The 17,754-nt window shown below is 46.3% G+C and carries 11 protein-coding genes; all 11 read right to left on the reverse strand.

Going from position 1 to position 17,754, the window contains the following annotated elements; all coding sequences use genetic code 11:
- Nucleotides 1-84 precede the first annotated feature (84 nt).
- The 11 genes from OB236_RS26245 to OB236_RS26295 all read right to left on the reverse strand — a co-directional run bounded on the left by OB236_RS26245 (nt 85) and on the right by OB236_RS26295 (nt 17,382).
- Nucleotides 85-249: a hypothetical protein gene (locus OB236_RS26245; RefSeq protein ID WP_177237841.1), complete on the reverse strand. Its 165-nt coding sequence runs from the start codon at nt 247-249 to the stop codon at nt 85-87.
- A gap of 191 nt (nt 250-440) precedes the next feature.
- Complete coding sequence (locus tag OB236_RS26250) at nt 441-2,405, reverse strand: hypothetical protein (RefSeq protein WP_262686889.1); 1,965 nt, start codon at nt 2,403-2,405, stop codon at nt 441-443.
- A 30-nt stretch (nt 2,406-2,435) separates the two neighbouring features.
- Nucleotides 2,436-3,689: an efflux RND transporter periplasmic adaptor subunit gene (locus OB236_RS26255; protein WP_262686628.1), complete on the reverse strand. Its 1,254-nt coding sequence runs from the start codon at nt 3,687-3,689 to the stop codon at nt 2,436-2,438.
- Between the two features lie 33 nt (nt 3,690-3,722).
- Nucleotides 3,723-6,839 (reverse strand): efflux RND transporter permease subunit, encoded by a 3,117-nt coding sequence (locus tag OB236_RS26260; protein ID WP_262686629.1) that lies wholly within the window; start codon nt 6,837-6,839, stop codon nt 3,723-3,725.
- Nucleotides 6,840-6,994: 155 nt separating this feature from the next.
- A complete protein-coding gene (locus OB236_RS26265; protein WP_262686630.1) occupies nt 6,995-7,519 on the reverse strand; it encodes a GbsR/MarR family transcriptional regulator in 525 nt (174 codons plus the stop codon).
- A 196-nt stretch (nt 7,520-7,715) separates the two neighbouring features.
- Nucleotides 7,716-9,893 (reverse strand): hypothetical protein, encoded by a 2,178-nt coding sequence (locus tag OB236_RS26270; protein WP_262686631.1) that lies wholly within the window; start codon nt 9,891-9,893, stop codon nt 7,716-7,718.
- Nucleotides 9,894-10,047: 154 nt separating this feature from the next.
- Entirely contained in the window at nt 10,048-11,526 is a 1,479-nt protein-coding gene (locus tag OB236_RS26275; protein ID WP_262686632.1) for an ABC transporter substrate-binding protein, read from the reverse strand.
- A 141-nt stretch (nt 11,527-11,667) separates the two neighbouring features.
- A complete protein-coding gene (locus OB236_RS26280; protein WP_076227280.1) occupies nt 11,668-12,549 on the reverse strand; it encodes an ABC transporter ATP-binding protein in 882 nt (293 codons plus the stop codon).
- A 3-nt stretch (nt 12,550-12,552) separates the two neighbouring features.
- Nucleotides 12,553-15,492, reverse strand: a complete 2,940-nt coding sequence (locus OB236_RS26285; protein ID WP_262686633.1) for an ABC transporter permease — start codon at nt 15,490-15,492, stop codon at nt 12,553-12,555.
- The gene (locus OB236_RS26290; RefSeq protein ID WP_262686634.1) at nt 15,492-16,595 is read right to left on the reverse strand and encodes an efflux RND transporter periplasmic adaptor subunit; all 1,104 of its coding nucleotides are present in this window, start codon (nt 16,593-16,595) and stop codon (nt 15,492-15,494) included. Before OB236_RS26290 ends, OB236_RS26285 begins: the two co-directional genes overlap by 1 nt.
- A complete protein-coding gene (locus tag OB236_RS26295) occupies nt 16,555-17,382 on the reverse strand; it encodes an ABC transporter ATP-binding protein (RefSeq protein ID WP_408638518.1) in 828 nt (275 codons plus the stop codon). Before OB236_RS26295 ends, OB236_RS26290 begins: the two co-directional genes overlap by 41 nt.
- Nucleotides 17,383-17,754 lie beyond the last annotated feature (372 nt).

A 17,754-nucleotide genomic window follows, 5' to 3' on the forward strand; every position in this document is an offset into this window, starting at 1 on the left:
GTTAATGATGCTCTTGCTCTCTTAGCGACGTTTTCTATTCTACAATAATTCCAAAAGAAAAGTCAAGAACTATTTAAAAATAGCTTACAAGAGATAGCGTACACCGAAGCGACCCTTTTGTGATCGGAACACTTCCACCTCCTGCGGACATTCGTAACCATAGATCCACCAGTCCTCTTCCATTCGTTTGGCTAAGCATCCAGCCTGAAATTTACTCTCGTACAGCTTGACCCAATATACCCAGTTCACGATGATCACCCTACCTGTAATAAAATAGCCTACTAGCCTGTAGCATAACCCAAATAAGCCATCCTTATCTCAAAAAAATACGGTATTATGTTCAGACCTATAGCAAAAAGCCCTGATCCCCACTTCAGATAAGTGGTTATCAAGGCTTTTACATCATTATATAAAGATAGATACAGTTCTAAAGTCAGTGCCTATTGCTTGTAAACACCCAGCAGACGCTTTGAAACTCCTGCAGGTGTAGTGAATGCTTCATAGAGACGGATCGTTAATGGACGATCCAATTGCTCCGTTGTTGCATCAAAGATAAGGTTGTTTTCTCCGCTAACCAGACGATTCGTTCCAGTAAAGCTACCTGATACCGTACCGATCAAACGATCTACCGAATCATAAAGCTCGAATTGCAGCTTGGAGAAGCTGGCATCGATCTGAATTTGTTCCTGTCTCGTCAAATCAAGATTAAAGCGGGTTTTGTAGGAATAGCTATTATTGCCTGTACGATTATAAGTCGGTGTAATCGTCCAATAGGTGACTTTGGCATCGAACGGATACACGCTGAATTTCTCTTCTGTTTCTGCCGGCTGAATCTCCATGCTATAAGCAGCGATGTTCGTTTTGTAGGGAGCTGCTTTCACCATATCGTTAATTTTCAATACCAGGTCCTTACCGCTCTCGGACTGTGGCAGTGTGTAAGAATAGCTAACAACTAATCCCGAGTTAGGTAAAATTCTTTGCGTGGATACTGTTTGACGATTGCCGCTGTAAGTATAACCATCCGTGCTGAGAAGCTCGGTTTGGAATACAGGAACTGCCATTGGAACATCGCTTCTGTTTAAAATCCTGAACTTCGATGTGACATTCTTGGAGCCTTCATCCGTGTTGTCATCAATGTGAAACTCAACAACCGACACCTCAAGATTCGGATGAATCAGCTCACTCAAAGCATCGAAAGTCATCGGATTGCCCAATTTGTAGGCAGGATAAGCAACTCTTGCAGCCGTGCTAGGCAGCAAAATATTAAGTCGGCCCACATTATAGGTAACAACGGTTGGAACACCAGTTGCACTAGCCTGTGAGAATTTTTCCGGAGTCAGTACATTGATACTGGAAAGGACGGTATCATTATTCGTAGAAATAGCAAAGTGGATATACTTTTGCTCTCTCGCTTCCAGAATAACCTCCCCTTGCTCAACCTTTTTCCCATAATACGATTGCGCTTGAGAACTATCCGATGCAGCAGTACCTGAAGCCGGTGTAGTAGAAGTTGAGTTATCAGTGGACGACCCTGTCCCTTCAGCACCGCCGGTATTGGTTGTACCCTCAGATGCTGCAGCATCTGCAGTTCCGCTACCGGATGCTGAGGTACCAGCATTCACTGTAACAGGTACCTGTTGGCCCGTAACAGCCGTTGTAGGTCCCGCCGCGTCTTCTACAACCTTTTGCCCCTCAAACACTTTGGACGACGTCTTACCATCGATAATGAAATCAGGAAGGGTCTCGCGCTGATCTGTCGGGTTGGTCACAAGCAGCTGCAGCACTTGAATCGTGCCTTTATCTGTTACTTCTTTGTCGATGCTTACAGGTGTGTACTCAAGTGGTGAAGTCAAAGAAGGAATTTTGAACTTCTCGCCCCATTTCTTCACTGAAGCGGGGTCCGTAATTTTCATATCGCTGCCCTTCCAGGATTGGCCGCTGATAGGAATGGCAAGAATTCGCGTTTCGGTTTTGGGATACACATAATAGTCCACATCTGTCCAATTCGCTTCTGATAGTGTAACCGTATCGGTACGATCAATTACAGCCAAATAGCTTAATTCTGTCGTTGCCTTAGGTTGAATGGAACGTGGATTGGATGCACTTGATTGCAGTATATATTCAACGCCTTCGATTGTTTTCACACGAAGCTCATACTCCGGAACACGCGCAATGGCGGCTCCGGTATTTTTCATGCGTACGACTACTCCCACACGGGTTCCGCCGTCCACACGCTCGTTCAGGACGGTTTTGATATCAACGCTTAAGCTGTTCGTCAGCTGATAGGTAACTGCAGCAGGTGTTCCTGACTGCGTTCCTGCCAATTCAGCGGCCATTGCCGAGTAGCTTGATGTCATAAGAGATGATGTAATAAGGACGGATACCGCTGTTTTTTTCCAATTCATTTTCACTTTTATTTCCTCCAGTTAGCCAGATTATTTCGCTAGTTGTACTTTTTCTTTGTCTTTCAGTTGGTTCTGACCGGAAACGATCAATTGCTCGCCTTCTTTTATACCTGAAATGACTTCCTGAACTGTCTCATTCAGACGCCCCAGCTGTACTTTACGTTTCTCGGCAACATCTCCAACAAGTATAAATACGGAAGTATCTCCGCCTTCGCGAACCACACTTAACGTTGGAACCGTAATAACGATTTCGTCCTTCTCTTCAGTCAGAAGGATCTGCACCTTGTTGCCTGGCTTAAGCTTGGTATCGGCATTCGCGATTTCAAGTTCTAATGGATACGATTTGGACTGTGAGCTCATTACATCGGCTAAGTAGCTGACCTTGCCCTTCAGCTTTTCAGTGGTGCCTGGTACATAAAAGGTCAACTCTGTCTTGCCACGAACCAGCTGCGCAGAAGCCTCCGTTAATTCAGCTTTGATCTTGATCGGATCCAGCTGCTGCACCTGAGCAGCTTTAAAGCCGGCGGTCAAGCTCATTCCCACTTCTATCGGCAGTTCGGTAAGCACACCGCTCACTGGTGCTTTCAGCTCCAGATTGTTCAGCGTGCGATCTGCTTCACGAATGCTCAGATTAGACGATTCTACCTGAGTTTCGAGCTGGGACAAGGAGTTCGTTGTTTCGATAGTGTTTAGCTTGTTCTTCGCACTTTCCAAATCCAGCTTCAGGTTATTTAATTGCGTCTCTGCTTGATCTAACTGAAATTTTGTGAGCAGACCCAGATCATAGTCATTGCGGGCCTTACTGAAATTTTTCTCTGCATCCTTGACGGCTTGCTCGGTTTTCGTAACTGCATTTTGCAAATCGATCTTAGAGTTGACCAGATCTTCCTTCGCTTTTGTCAGCTGCTGACCCGCGCTTTTCACGCCCAGCACGCCCTTTTGCTTTTGCAGCTCAACATCGGTAGGGTCAAGCTTTACAAGAAGCTCGCCCTTTTGAACCATATCGCCGCGTTTTTTATAAATTTCCTGGACGTCACCGCCTACTTTTGTGACGATATCCATTTGTATAGAGGAAACAACGTCTGCTACCTGCTCCAGCGGGGCACCGATCGATTTCTTCTCTACATTGGCTACCTTGACGGTTTTGATGATGGATTCAGCGGCTGCTGGCTGTTGTGGAGGCGCTGCTGGCTTCGTGCAACCCGCCATGATCGCCGTGCTCAAGATAACGACTCCTACTACTTTTGTACTTTTTTTGACGGTATTGATCATTGTAAAGTTCATTGGCCGATTCTCCCTTTCAATATCTCTGTATGGTTAATGTGTTATCGAAGCTGTTTTAACTTGCGTATCGTTGGCATCATGATCTTTCTTCTTGAACCAACGAGCCATTCTGTCATTAAAGCGAGCGAGCATGGCGTATACAATCGGGACAATCAGCAAGGTAAGCAGCGTCGAAGTCGTTAAGCCTCCGATAACTACAACTGCGAGACCCTTGGAAATAATCGTTCCTTTGGAAAGTCCCACTCCGAGCGGCATCAAGGCCAGAATCGTCGCTCCAGCTGTCATGATGATCGGTCTCAGACGTGTCGTACCCGCTTCAACCAGCGAATCGCGAACTGAATGACCACTCTCCCTCAACTGCTGCACTCGATCCACAAGCACGATCGCATTCGTAACCACGACACCGATGAGCATCAGGAAGCCGATCAAGGAAGTAATATTAACAGATTCATGGGTAACAAACAGTCCGAGCAGCCCTCCGATAGCGGCAAGCGGCAACGAAACAAGAATCGCTAGTGGTGCACTCGCATTACCGAATGCCAGCACCATTACCAGGTATACGATAAAGATCGATGCCCCCATGGCGATGAACATTTGCTGGAAACTGGTTTCAATATCGTCAGTTACACCCTTAACTTCGGTTCTAACATCACTTGGAAGCTCTACAGTTTTGAGTGCTTCACTGATTTTGGCACTAATACCGCCTTTATCAGGGCTATCAATTTTGGCATTGACCTTCACGATTTGCTCTTCCTTCTCGCGAGTAATAGCGACCGGAGCATCAATTTGTCGGATCTTGGCAATCTCATTGAGATTAACTGTAACGCCTGTAGTCGTTTTGATTGGGAAGCTTCCTATTTTGTCAACCGAATTTTTGAATGATTTATCCAGCATAATTTTGGTTTTAAAGGTTGTATTGTCAAATTTCAAATCCCCGATCTTCTCTTCAATCAGCCAGCCTCGAACTGTATTCGTAATTTGTGCCGAGGATAAGCCGTACAGACGGGCTTTGTTTTGATCAACGTTGATCTCTACCTCTGTCTTGGATTCACTGAGTGTATCTTTAATTTCTATTAGCTCAGGGAACTCTCTCATTTTGGCTTTAACACTTTCTGATGCTACCTGCAAGCTTTTCAGATCATCTCCTTTAAGTGCATAGGAGAAGTCTGTATCCGATGAAGGAGGTCCGCCAGCAGACAATGCAGAGCCATCCACTTCTGAGCCTTTTGGCAAAGTATACAGAATTTTTTCTTTGAATTCCTTAACAACGTCTTTGGCATTAGATGCCTTCGAAGCGGAAGCAAAGAACGATGAACGATAAGCAATCCGGTCTGTTCCGTTGTTATAGCCGATCAGCGACTCAAAATAATCAAAAGTCGGTTCGCCTTTGGAATCCTTGGATTCACGAACCATGGCTTCAATTTCCTTGACCTTCGCATCCATTGTTTCTATCGTCGTTTCACGCGGCATTTTTATCGAGAATTGCATCAGCTTCTCCGAATCGCTTTCCGGCATGAACGATGTGGATAGATAAGGTACTGTGGAAACAATCGTTACAATGAATAAAATAAAGGCTAGAAGCAATGTTTTCCAACTATTACCTAATGACCAGATCAAAGTTTTTTTGTACAATCTGGAAAATGCACCCAGAGAGTCAGCTTCATCGTGGGTCTTGATTTTACTGTTCATAACCAACAGCTTGGCTAGCATCGGGATGATCGTCAAAGCGACAATCAAGGAGGACATTAGAGCTACAGCCAGTGTAATGGCAAAAGGTCGGAATACTTCACCTAACACCCCGCTTACAAAGGCAATAGGACCAAAAACACCAACTGTAGTGATCGTAGATGAGGTAATTGCCGAGGCAACCTGCGCAGTTGCAATCTTGATAACCGATTCATTGCGCTGCTGCGCTTTCTCCAGTTCACTGTATATATTCTCGATAACCACGATACTATCGTCGACGACCCGGCCGATGGCTATGGCCATGCCTCCAAGTGTCATGATATTCAGGGAAATACCGAGTGGTCCCATGAACAGGAGCGTTACTATGATAGATAACGGAATCGATACAAGTACAATCAGTGTCATACGTACGTTTCTCAAGAAAAGCAAAATCATCAGTGAGGCCAATACAGCACCCAATGCGCCTTCCTGCACCATACCATTGATCGAATGCTTGATATCTACGGCACTGTTATAAATCGTATGGAAAACGATGTTCGGATATTGTGTTTTCCAACCATCCATCAATTTGTCGGCAGCAGCACCAAATTCAACCGCATTGGCGTTTTTGGTTTTGAACAAATTGACACCAATGGCAGGCTGGCCATTCAGACGGGATAAAAAGGTCGCTTCATTAATAGCTTCAATCTTGGCAAGCTCTTTAAGCAGCAGTGTGGTACCGGAGGGGGTCGTGATCTTCATATTCTCCAGATTATAAACACTGTTCAAGTCAGTTTTTACACGAACCATTTGTGTATTTCCGTTAAAGTCTACGGAGCCTGCAGGACTCGTCTGCAAAGCCGCCTTAATGCTGCTGGATACCTGGTCCGGCGATAATCCATAGTTACTGATCGCATTGGCATCCATTTTCATCGTCAGTACAGCTTCCTGGTTACCGATGGAATCTACGTGGTCGATCCCTTTGATCGATTCATAACCTGGTAGAATAACATCTTTGTACACCTTATCAAGATCCTGCTGACTCATTCCATTCGTTCCGTAAACGGATATGTAGTATACCGGCTCAGAGGCAAAACCGAGGGTCTGCACTTTAGGTTTTTCCGAAGATTGAGGAAGAATAACATTAGAGATTAAGCTTTCCACATCTTTTTTAACATCGTCAGGCTTTTTATCCTGCTCCAGCTCGATAACAATGGATGAAAAGTTATCGCTTGAGGTAGAAGTCAAATTCTTGATTCCATCCAGGCTGGAAATCGCTTTTTCCAGAGGCTTGGTAATGTCATCGAGAACATCCATGGGGGGAGCCGTATATTGGGTGTTGATCAATACAACCGGAAACGAAATATCCGGAAAGCTCTCTACCTTCAAGGTTGTTGCTGTGTAAATACCGCCTCCTAACAGCAGCAGCGTAATAATAATGACAGCCGTAATATTTTTCATTGAAAATTCGGTCAACTTATTCATCTCTCTACTCCTCCATATACATTGGCTGACTTCTTAGACGTCATGCTTCCAGCTATCCCTTCATTTTAAGCCCACATTTCCTTAGTATAGCTTCGAGGCCTGATTATGTAAGGTGACAAATGTCATGAAATCAGCACTTTAACCCTATCCCCCGCCTAGTCAAGATTCAAAAAAAGCTGCTCCCGCCGAACTTTCCATTCCTCCTCCAAGCCATCCAACCGTGCCAATAGGATTTCATGAAGGGCTTGCATTTCCAAAAAACGGCGTTTGGAGGCATGGTGTGAAGGTTTATCCGACTCCTCCAATTCAGACAAATTTGAAAATGCATCTAGGGTAGATTCAATCATCTTCTGAATATCACCTATCTTCATGATCATGATTTGTACGGTAGTCATGCTGAAATCATCGCTTATGTAGTAATAATCCTTACGATTGCTGCTGGTCGGCAGCTTGTGACACATCATATGCTTTTCCAGAGTCCGCGCCTGTACACTGATTGCAGCTTTGGTAACACCCAGATTCTCCGCTATCTCCTGAAGACTCATGGGGCTTGAGGCAAACAGTAATTGGGCAAAAATCTTGCCAACCAAAGGACTGAACCCTTCTGACTCAAAGGATAGCGACATATGATTGCTTATGTTTGTTTTCAAGTCTTCAAAGGACAGTTGTGGCGATTTCATAGCAATCTCCTTAAATCATCGTTGATATCATTAACAATGTTGTTAACGATAATAACATTAAGTCCTTTTGAAAAAACTGTCAATAGTTTTGAGAATATTTAACAAATCGTTCATAATTGAAAAAACCCAAAAACCGCCCTGACCAGCCTGCTCTACATGCTGTTGGACGGTTTGGCTTTTGACCCTTAAACCCCAATTAATCCGTTGTTGTAAACCAATCGATCTTCTTGCTGGCTAACAGCTTCTTTTGACCCTGAAAAGAATCATAGATGCTGAGCTTGTACGTCTTTAATGTATCCAGATGGAAAATCAGGTCCGCATCACGCTCTGTAATCCGGAATTTTTCCTTTTTGCCCAGTCTGATCTTATCATCATTGACTGCCGGATCTGAGGAGACGGCGCCTGCTGCAGCACTGGAGTCTGAGCTTTTACCATCAAAGTCCTTAAAATCAAACTCTTTCGTAAATGTCTTGTTGCCCTTCTCATCCTCAAAACCAAAAATAAGCTTGCGTCCCTCGGTATTCGATTCGATCCGCAGGTTTTTGGTCAGCTCATAATCGAATGTCAGTCTGAGTTCGTCTCGGTTGAGCCACGTATTCACGCCGCCGACATGAAGTGTATACGGAAACAGATCGATTTTTTCAAAATCGTCCTTCGCAGTAAAGTTCTCATTAGGCAACCAAAATGCTGCGGCATTCACATAAGCATCCGGTTTGGCTTCTTTTTCCGTATACTTGTCCTCGGTTACCGCCTCACCGATCATGACATGCATGTTCGTTGTCGGGAAAGTTTTCGGCAGCGTGCTGGATACAAACAACAGAGCGGAGCCGCCCGGACCTACCTTATTTTTGATTTCTGAAATGGCAGCAGGATAAACGGAGCCGTCGATCGTTTTAAATTGCGCGACAAGCTTGGATACGTCCGTAGAACGCTTCTCGAGATTCGTTGCTTCCATCTGTACGGTAAAAACATCGGCCGTATCCCCTGTATAGGTATTCACACCAAGCACTTTGTAGCTGGCGCTTCGGCCCACAATAGCTTTTTTGTACATATCCCCGACATTAATGTAAGGCATATTGAGCAGTTCGGAGCTTTGTGCAAATTTTAGCAGCTCTTCCTTCTCGGTATCGCTGGTTTTCTCCTCAAGTACGAGCTTAATTGTAGAAAACTCATACGTATAAGGCATTTTTCCTATAAACTGAAAATTCGCCTCACTCCCTTTGGGGAGCCCGATCATTTTGTCCGTCTTAATCAGCTTGGCTTCTACTTTGACGTTATCATCCAGTAAATAGTAGCCTACCAAATCCGGTATCGGCAGAGCCTCAACGCCTTGATTAAGCAGCGTAAAATTCGCTGTCAAAATATCCTGATCTTCCCAAGGCAGGCGCTGAAAGGAATTCAGCTTGGAGGTATACGTACCCGCTTTGTTCGTAAAATGATATTCCGTTCCCGCATCGACGCTGTCAGGAGCAGACACAGCAGGCAGCTGGAAGTAGGCAATTGGCAGGTTCAGCTTCAAATCCGCTGCGTTCTGAATAATGACAAGCTGCCAGCCTTCCGTGCTAACCGTGATTGGGACAGAGCCCGTTAATTCGATTTCTTTTTTGATTTGTGGATTAATCGATAAATCCTTTAAGCTCTTCGCGTCCAATGGGTACATATAACCCTCACTTGTGCGCAGCAAAAACTGGTATGCAGGCACAACCGCTGTTCGATTTCCTATATTTTCCATGTTTAACACAACGGTAGGGGAGTAATTCTTTTCATTTTTGGTCATAAACACTTTTTTTATCGAGCCTTTAACCTCAGTACCAGCCATATTAATCGTATGGGATTCATTCACAGGTGTAACCACCGAATACCCAGCGGGAACCGCAACCTCCCCTATCTTTCGCTCAAAATTCGGCTGCGAAAAGTCCCATTTGATCACTTCAAACACAAGATCGCTGAGCTCGGTCGTTTCATTAACTGATGCATAAAAGCTGATATCCTGTACCGATTGCGGCGTTATCCGATTTTTATCTTTATCCTGCGGCAGTACCCTAACAGAGATTTGATTGCCTGATTGCGTCCGCATGCGTACCCAATAGTCGATAAAAAGCAGATCAGTGCTCGTTGTATTATGGACACTCAAAGTAAAGGAAACCGTCTTGCCGCTTTGCTCTGTCAGCATCGTCACATTCTTCAGCTCGAAGTAGCTGCCTCCCTGAATCTCTACCGTACCGAGCGCAGGGGCCGATCCGGTAGTCAGAATGGCGCTGCTGCTGGACGGCGGCGTTGTGCCGTTATCTGCCGCAAAGGCAGGAACAACCGTACTTAAGGTGACAACGGCTGACAACAGCAGGATGGCGGTGGATTGTTTAATCATGATCATGATGGGGTTACCCTCCTTAGAGTTTTCCGTAGGAAAACTATCTTCGTAAGCGTTGCTGAGTTTTCCGTAGGAAAACTGACTTCGTAAGCAAATTCTGTGTTTTCCTAAGGAAAACTGACTTCGTTAGCGTTGTTAGGTTTTCCATAGGAAAACCTTATCTCATCATTGGAACAGCGTTCATCGTGCCAATAGGTCCATTAGGATTATCCTTCATTTGCTGCAGCATGGCGTCGCCGTCGGTTTGCCATTTTTTCAGAGCATCCCTGATTTGAATCTTGTCCTGTGATGCGTCTTCGAACAAACGACGACCAATATCCTGGACCTGGTAAATATTCGGTTTGTCGCGATAAACCTTGTTATCAGGCTGTGGTGCAGGTGTCAAGGTTGTAAAGGCTTCAATGTGGAATTGCACACCGTCTTTGGGCTTAATGTATTTTTTGCGAGTAACGATATTATAAGAGCTGTTTGCTTTCAGGCGTGCCCAATCTTCGCTATTGATGAATTTGATAAACTTCCATGCATCATCTACGTTCTGAGCTTTGGCATTGACTCCCATAATCCCGTTCATACTCATATATCCACCTACATCGGGAGCCTCAGGATGAACCGGTAAGGTGACGACATCCCAATCAATTGGCGAAAAGCTCTTAACATTCTGGGCACTTTTATTGGCGTTCGTAATTTGACTCAGTTGACCATAGTTAATGATCGACATCGCCACACGTCCAGATAAAAAATCGTCGTACTGAAATGGGTTAAAATCGGCACCACCCGGATTCGACATTTTAGCTCTCATGGCTGCCTGATCGAGCTGTTCAGGCAGCACTTTATCCTTTTTCAGCTGCAGCATCGTTTTCCAGATCTTTTCCCATTGATCAGTATCGACCGTCATTTTATCGCCCTTCTCATCGTACATCCTTAGCTGAAGAGGAGCTGTGTACATCTGGATCGAATAGAACAAGTCGCCCATTGATTGGGTCGAGAAGGAAAATCCGTATTTGCGGTTTTCACCCTCGCCTTTACCCAAGCGTCTTCCCAGATCAAAAGCTTCCTCCCACGTCATTTTGTCTTTGGGATAGGCTACTCCGGCTTCATCAAACATTTTTTTGTTATAGACAAGCGCAGAGGAGTTAAAGGTTGGGGCCAAAGCATACAGCTTGCCATCCCCTGATTTTTTCAAACCTTCGATGACAGCAGGAACCATATCGGAGGTATCGAACTTGTCCTTGGTAATCATCGGATCAAGCTGAGTCAGCAAGTTGTTGCTGATCAGTTCAGGCAACTGGTCATAACCGACCATGACCACATCGGGCGGATTGTCACCCTGCATGACTTCCTTGAGCTTATCGAGTGGATCGACCTGCTTTTTACTTGGATCCGGCCGGCCATATCTAGCGCTCTCGTCTATGGTTGATACGATTTCCAGCTTGATATTAGGATTGGCATACTCAAAGATCTCCGTAAATTGCTGGCGGAAATATTCATCCTCGCTACCGCCCATTGTCGTTGCGATTCGTAGAACCCGCTCCGTCTTGTCCGATGCCCCCGGCATTTTTGTGCAGGCCGCCAGCAGCGGAATCGTAAGTCCCGCACATATGGACAGCAGCATAGCTTGCTTAACCCATGGTTTCATTAACTAAAATCCCCCTTTGTAATAGTTGTTGCTTAAATTTGGCTTGCTGTGGTTGTCCTTATGTAATTGCCTTATGTAGTTGTTTGAAGCACTTATGATTTATGTGTATATAATGAAGACGCATGAAGTCATCGAAATACATCAGGACAAACTCTTAGGAGGGCGAATAATGATCTTCTCCCCATCAAACTCCATTGACGCCTTGCTATCAATTTTCAGTGCCTGTAAATAGGCCTTCGGGATTTGCAGCCGTCCGGCGCGATCCAGCACGACATATTCCTCATGCACATCCTGCATCGAATGTAAGCCAGAAGAAACTTCAGATCCGGCCTCATCCAGATTCGGATTGCGCTTAATAAACTCCGTGCTGGTCATCCCATCGCGAATTGCTACAACACGATCCACCTTGCTGGCGAGCTCCATATCATGAGTTACAATAACAATCGTAACCCCCAGCTCGCGGTTCAGCTTTCGAAAAATATCCATGATCATATCCGAGGTTCGTGTATCGACTGAGCCCGTTGGTTCATCCGCCAGCAGCAGTGTCGGTTTGTTGGATAAGGAAATCGCAATCGCTACCCGCTGCTGCTCGCCTCCAGAGAGCTGCTGCAGCTTATTTCCCATTCGCTCCTTGAGGCCAACCCATTCCAGCAGCTGCTTGGCGTAGGCTCTATCGTATTGACCACTCAGCATCATCGGCATTTCGACGTTTTCCAGCGCGGTCAGGTAAGGAACCAGATTGCGGGCGTTATTCTGCCAAATGAATCCGACGGTTTTACGCTTGTATTGGACAAGCTCCTCGTCAGTGATTTTCAGCAAATTCCATTCTCCAACCTGAACCTGCCCTGCCGATGGACGGTCAAGACCTCCTAAAATATTCAGCAATGTGGACTTACCACTGCCGCTGTTGCCGATTATCGCCATCATTTCGCCACTAGCAACAGAAATATTAAGACCTTTGAGAGCGACGACCTCGATCTCGTCGGTTTTGTATATTTTGACAAGCTCTTCACAGCTGATCATCGCTTATTTCTCCTCTCCCAGCTTCACAGCTTGATGAACACGCAGCCTGCGTATATGCAGGAACAACAGTGCAGCACCCGTCAGCATCATGAATGCCACGACAATATATAACTGATCGGTATCACGGGCATTAAATACTACACGGAACGGTGGAACCTGGGTCTGCACGTTTTCTGCCGTCTGCAAGAAGGGCAGGAATAAATAACTGGTCAGCTTCCCAATTCCTATACCGAGGGCGATAGACAGCCCTGCTGTAAAGCCCTGCTCCAACAAAAGCATTCCCGTTAGCTGTCTACGAGAGAGTCCCATCGCCCGTAGTACGCCAAACTGCACAACTCTGCTGGAAAGATTGAAAAACCAATACAGGATATAACCGATTAACGACACAAGCACGGAAACCAGAAATCCAAGACTCAAAATGCCAAATACGCCACCACGGGATGGATGCTTTTTCTGGATAATCAGTTCGTTGCGCACGTCTTTGACACTGGCAATTTCAATCTGTTTGGCTGTCAGTGCTTCGACAATGGGTGTAACCTTCGCACCGTCCTTCATTTTTAACCACACCTCATAAGGAACAATCGGGGCCTGATCATAAATGTATTCCAGATTAGCAATGAAAAATGGGGTTTGATCCGGATATTGACTTGGCCAATAAGGAACCGTGGCAACAACGACAAACTCCACCTGCTGCTGTTGAATGGAAATATTAATGATGTCCCCTTCCTTAATGTGATTCTTCTCGGCAAAGGACGTCGGAATAATGACAGCCTGCTCATACGTGCCAAGCAGATTCAGGTAGGCGTTGGGATGCGCCTTGAACAAGTCCTTGCGAAACCAGGCGACTTTGGCAAAATCCACGTTGTCGATTCCCATCAACATGCCTTGCCCTAACGATTTTCCCGAAACCACGACATTACCTTTGGTCCGTAACACTCGTGCTGCGTGGTCGATGCCTTCCGTCTGCTGAAAAACAATGAATGGAGGCTCCACATATCGCAGCTTGGGAGGAGGTCCTTCCATGCCACTGCCAGCACCACCGGGTGCGCCTCCGCCCTGTTGGCCGGAACCACTATTACCGCCACCTGGAGAGCCACCGTTTCCCTGGGAGCCACCGGCCCCACTTCCGCTGTTTCCACCATTTTGACCTGCACTTTGATCCTGTGGAAGCTCATCGGATACTCCAGTCCAGACCGCCTGCACAATCACATCCGTACCATAGGCATACAGAGTGCGATCCGTGGAGTTCAAATCGATGGTTCTGGCCGCCGATGCATTGTACACACCAAGCCCCAGGGTCAAAATGAGCAGCAGCATCAGCGGGTAATAAGACCCGGCCGAACGTGACAGTTGCGTCAACGTCAAATAAATCGGCACCGGCAGGAATCGCTTGCCTATCCAGCTCCATAAGCGGAGCAACCACGGAAACAGCCGCAGAAAAAATAATCCCAAGGAAATAATCGATAAGGCCGGTACAAAAAACAGCAACGGATGCACCTGTAATTGATCGGTAGTAAGTCCTGTTTGAGCCGTGAGCAGCTGCCGCTGGTCGAACAAGTAGTAACCATAACCTACTAAAGCGATCAATCCCACATCCAGAAACCATTTTTGCCAAAATGGCGACCGGTCGGCACGAGCCAGCTTCTGCTTATAGCTGACAATAGAGGAGCGTGCATATACAATGGCCGGTATAACGCTGGCCAGGATCGCTATGAAGACAGCCGCGCACCCGTACAGCAAAGCTTCGGTCGAGACACCTACCGGTACCGCTTGGCGGTCAACGAAGGTTAGAAAGCCGCTGGAGGAGCCTATGCTCTTGGCCATGAACCAGCCAAGCATAGGACCTACGATTAACGCAGTCACCCCCAGCAGAAACCCTTCAAGCAAATAGATGCCAATAATTTGTCGGGTACTGCCGCCCCGGCTTCGGAGAACAGCAATTACGCTGCGCTGCCGATCCAGAGATTGACGCGCATTCATCACAATGTAATAAAAAACCATCGCAATCATGGGTGCAGCTAATGTAAATAGCAAAATTTGCAGCTGCAGACTCTGCGATCTGAACTCCTGCAGAATAGGAATAAACGATAAATCGACCCGTGTATTTTTCAGCTTTTGAAACAAGGTGATATCCAGACGCTCCAGTTTATTTTGCAGCGGAGACAATTGACTTGTCTGAATCTCCCGTAGGTCAAAAGCATAATACCAATTGGCCAAATTGAGCGGAATTTTTTTCTGTTGAAGTATGTAGGTTTGAAATGACTGCTCGCTCATGAAGAGGGTGTTAACCAACCCCTCCATGCCTTGAAACCAATACGGATCGCCTTCCTTGCCCGCTTTGACCGTACCCACTATCTTGATCTTGAGCGGTGCGATGCCTAAACCCCCGCTAATCGGATAATTGAATACATCACCGATATGCATATCGTTACGGAACATCGCTTCTTCCAGAATAACAGCTTCAACGATACCGTTTTGAATCTGATCCGCATACCATTGTCCCTGTACGATCTCGATTTGCTCCTTCAAACCGCTTTGTGACATCAAGGTCATCTGGCGTTTTTTGCTCGGATCCACGGTTTGGGGGTTATCGGGTGCCAATTGGGAGGATCGGATCGAATAGCTGCGGACATAGGCCTGATTAGGAAAGGCAACGTCCTTAGGAAGTTCGGTTTGGATGTATTGATCCACGTCGGCAAGTGCATCCAGATCCGCTTTCTCACTCCCCGTTGCCTGATAACGAATTAGCAGTGAGCCTGCCGGTAGTCCATTGCTCTTCTCTTCCAGCGATTTGCTGACCACACGCTTCAAGGATCCATCGGCATACATCGGTATGCTTGTCGTAAAAGCAACAGCCATGATCAAGCCGAGCAGTGAGCTTAAGGTTAGCCAGCGCGTGTTCCACATCTTGCGGTATAAAAACCGAAGCATCGGTATCGACATTATCGACCCACAACTTTCTGCCCCGGCGTTAGTCCCTTAAGAATTTCCACATCCGTCGATGTTTGCTGGCCAATCTCTACATCCACTTCTTTTTTGTTACCCTGCTCGTCTACCAACTGCACATAGTTTCGTCCCGAATAAGAACGTAAGGTAGATAAAGGAATCGTGACTGCCTTTTCCTTGCGCTGGATGATGACGGACACACTGAGCCGTGTACCCCGATTCAGTCCTTGCGGAAAAGGATCCAGCTGTACAACCAAATAATTGTCAATCGTATCCGGCGTCTTCGGCTGCCCATTGCTTCCCTGACCACCAACGCCGCCATTACCTGTATCTACTTTAGGATTAGGCAGCTGTAGTACTTTTCCTTTGTGCTGACCTGCAGCATTAATGTCCACGACAACCTCCATGCCGACCGCGACCTTTTTCAAATCATCAGCACTTAAGCTCCCGACAACAGTCAGTTGAGACAAATCAGCAATCGTGGCAACGGCATCATACGCTTGTGCGGTGTCACCCTTTTTCAGAAATACAGAAACAATCGTACCGGCATAGGGTGCCGTCAGTTTCGCCTTGGCAATTGTGTTTTCCAGCTTGTTCAATTCCTCACGTTTCAGTTCAAAATCGATTTTTGCCTGCTCCAGCGACTCCACAGTCATTTCGTCGGCTTTGCGCAAGGTTTCGATCATAACAAGCTCATCCTTGCGTGTTTGCAGACGCTTCTGCTTCAGCTGGCTCTCCTGCTCCGTCACATCAAGCTCGGCAATAATCTGACCTTGCTCCACCTTGTCACCGCTCTTCACCAGAACACTCTTGATTCTGCGGCTGGCTTCATCGGTAAAGTACAGATCTTCCTCCTGAGTAGCCATCAGCTTGCCAGAACCGTGCACCTTGGTTTCCAGTGTATCGGTTTTCACGATGTACTCCGGTTTTTTGGATAGCTTGGGAGCTGTTATGACCGGCAGCTTCTCCTCTTCATCCTCCTTCGGCAGCAAGGAGCAGCCCGATACAAGCACTAGCACAGCCGCTAAACAAGCGATTGCGACAGGCCGCACGGACAGACTACGTGCTGATAAATTTTCCATCCACCATTTCGAATACATGGTCGGCAACCTCCATAATTGTCGGATCGTGTGTCGTCATACATATCGTTACTTGTTCGGTCGTAATAATGTCACGAAACACCGCCATCACCTGTGCACCCATCTGGGAATCCAGCTCTGCTGTCGGTTCGTCGGCCAACAACAGAGAAGGTTTATGCGCTATCGCTTTGGCAATAGCCACACGCTGCTGCTCGCCTCCCGATAACTCGAAAGGACGGTGATGCATACGTTTGGAAAGACCTACCAGATCCAGGCAATGGGCAGCTCGCTGCTTCCATTCTGATCGCGGAACCCCTGCCATACGCAGCGCCAGTTCAACATTTTCCCAGGCAGAAAGCAAGGGCATCAAGGCGTACGATTGAAAAATAAAACCGATCTCCTTACGACGAATCTGTGTGCGCTGATCGTCACTGCAGCGATGAAACGGATGGTTAAGAAACATAATCTCACCCGTATTAGGCTGATCCAGCCCTCCGATCAAATTCAACAGTGTTGTTTTACCTGAGCCTGAACGGCCTTTGAGCATGACGAGCTGCAGCGGATAAAGGGACATGTTGATGCCTTTGAGTACATGCAGTTGACTGCCTCCAACGGGAAAGGAACGCTCTACTCCCGATACGGTAAGAATCGGCTGGGTAATGTCAAAACGCTGCTCAATGATAACCTTTTCCGCCTTCGTAGCCACAGCACCATCATTCATGACAGGTTGTAAATCAGTTTCTGTGTTGAGCTCTCGCCCTTCAGAAACCTTGCTTGTTTGTTTTTTTGGACGAAGCCAACCTATCATTTTGATCCTCCTATAAGTGTTCTTCCAGGTATCGCTACCCATAAGAATAACGAACTATGTAAGATTCCAACTGCACTCTTCATAAAAACAGCCAGCTTCATCATGACTCGCCAAGCTTCCATGAATCAACCTCGTTTTTCCTGATCTGCTAGCATACAGCAGTTTGACCTGCGAATGACAAAATGATCTCCCTAATCTTAGACGAGGCGAATCGGCAAAAGGTTACAGAAACAGGATAAAAATTAGCTAGTCTGATGAATACTATCGAATTTCGTTGAATCTACAACCATGCATTGATAAACAAACCGAATTGTTATATAATTACAGGTCAACATATTTTCACCTTTATCTGCAAAGACGTCATTTTATCAG

The sequence above is a fragment of the Paenibacillus baimaensis genome (assembly GCF_025567575.1).

What these genes read in the sequence shown, in the direction of transcription:
- OB236_RS26250 (WP_262686889.1), bottom strand. Translation starts at nt 2,405, where the DNA reads ATGAATTGGAAAAAAACAGCGGTATCCGTCCTTATTACATCATCTCTT.
- OB236_RS26255 (WP_262686628.1), bottom strand. Translation starts at nt 3,689, where the DNA reads ATGAACTTTACAATGATCAATACCGTCAAAAAAAGTACAAAAGTAGTA.
- OB236_RS26260 (WP_262686629.1), bottom strand. Translation starts at nt 6,839, where the DNA reads ATGAATAAGTTGACCGAATTTTCAATGAAAAATATTACGGCTGTCATT.
- OB236_RS26265 (WP_262686630.1), bottom strand. Translation starts at nt 7,519, where the DNA reads ATGAAATCGCCACAACTGTCCTTTGAAGACTTGAAAACAAACATAAGC.
- OB236_RS26270 (WP_262686631.1), bottom strand. Translation starts at nt 9,893, where the DNA reads ATGATCATGATTAAACAATCCACCGCCATCCTGCTGTTGTCAGCCGTT.
- OB236_RS26275 (WP_262686632.1), bottom strand. Translation starts at nt 11,526, where the DNA reads ATGAAACCATGGGTTAAGCAAGCTATGCTGCTGTCCATATGTGCGGGA.
- OB236_RS26280 (WP_076227280.1), bottom strand. Translation starts at nt 12,549, where the DNA reads ATGATCAGCTGTGAAGAGCTTGTCAAAATATACAAAACCGACGAGATC.
- OB236_RS26285 (WP_262686633.1), bottom strand. Translation starts at nt 15,492, where the DNA reads ATGTCGATACCGATGCTTCGGTTTTTATACCGCAAGATGTGGAACACG.
- OB236_RS26290 (WP_262686634.1), bottom strand. Translation starts at nt 16,595, where the DNA reads ATGTATTCGAAATGGTGGATGGAAAATTTATCAGCACGTAGTCTGTCC.
- OB236_RS26295 (WP_408638518.1), bottom strand. Translation starts at nt 17,382, where the DNA reads ATGATAGGTTGGCTTCGTCCAAAAAAACAAACAAGCAAGGTTTCTGAA.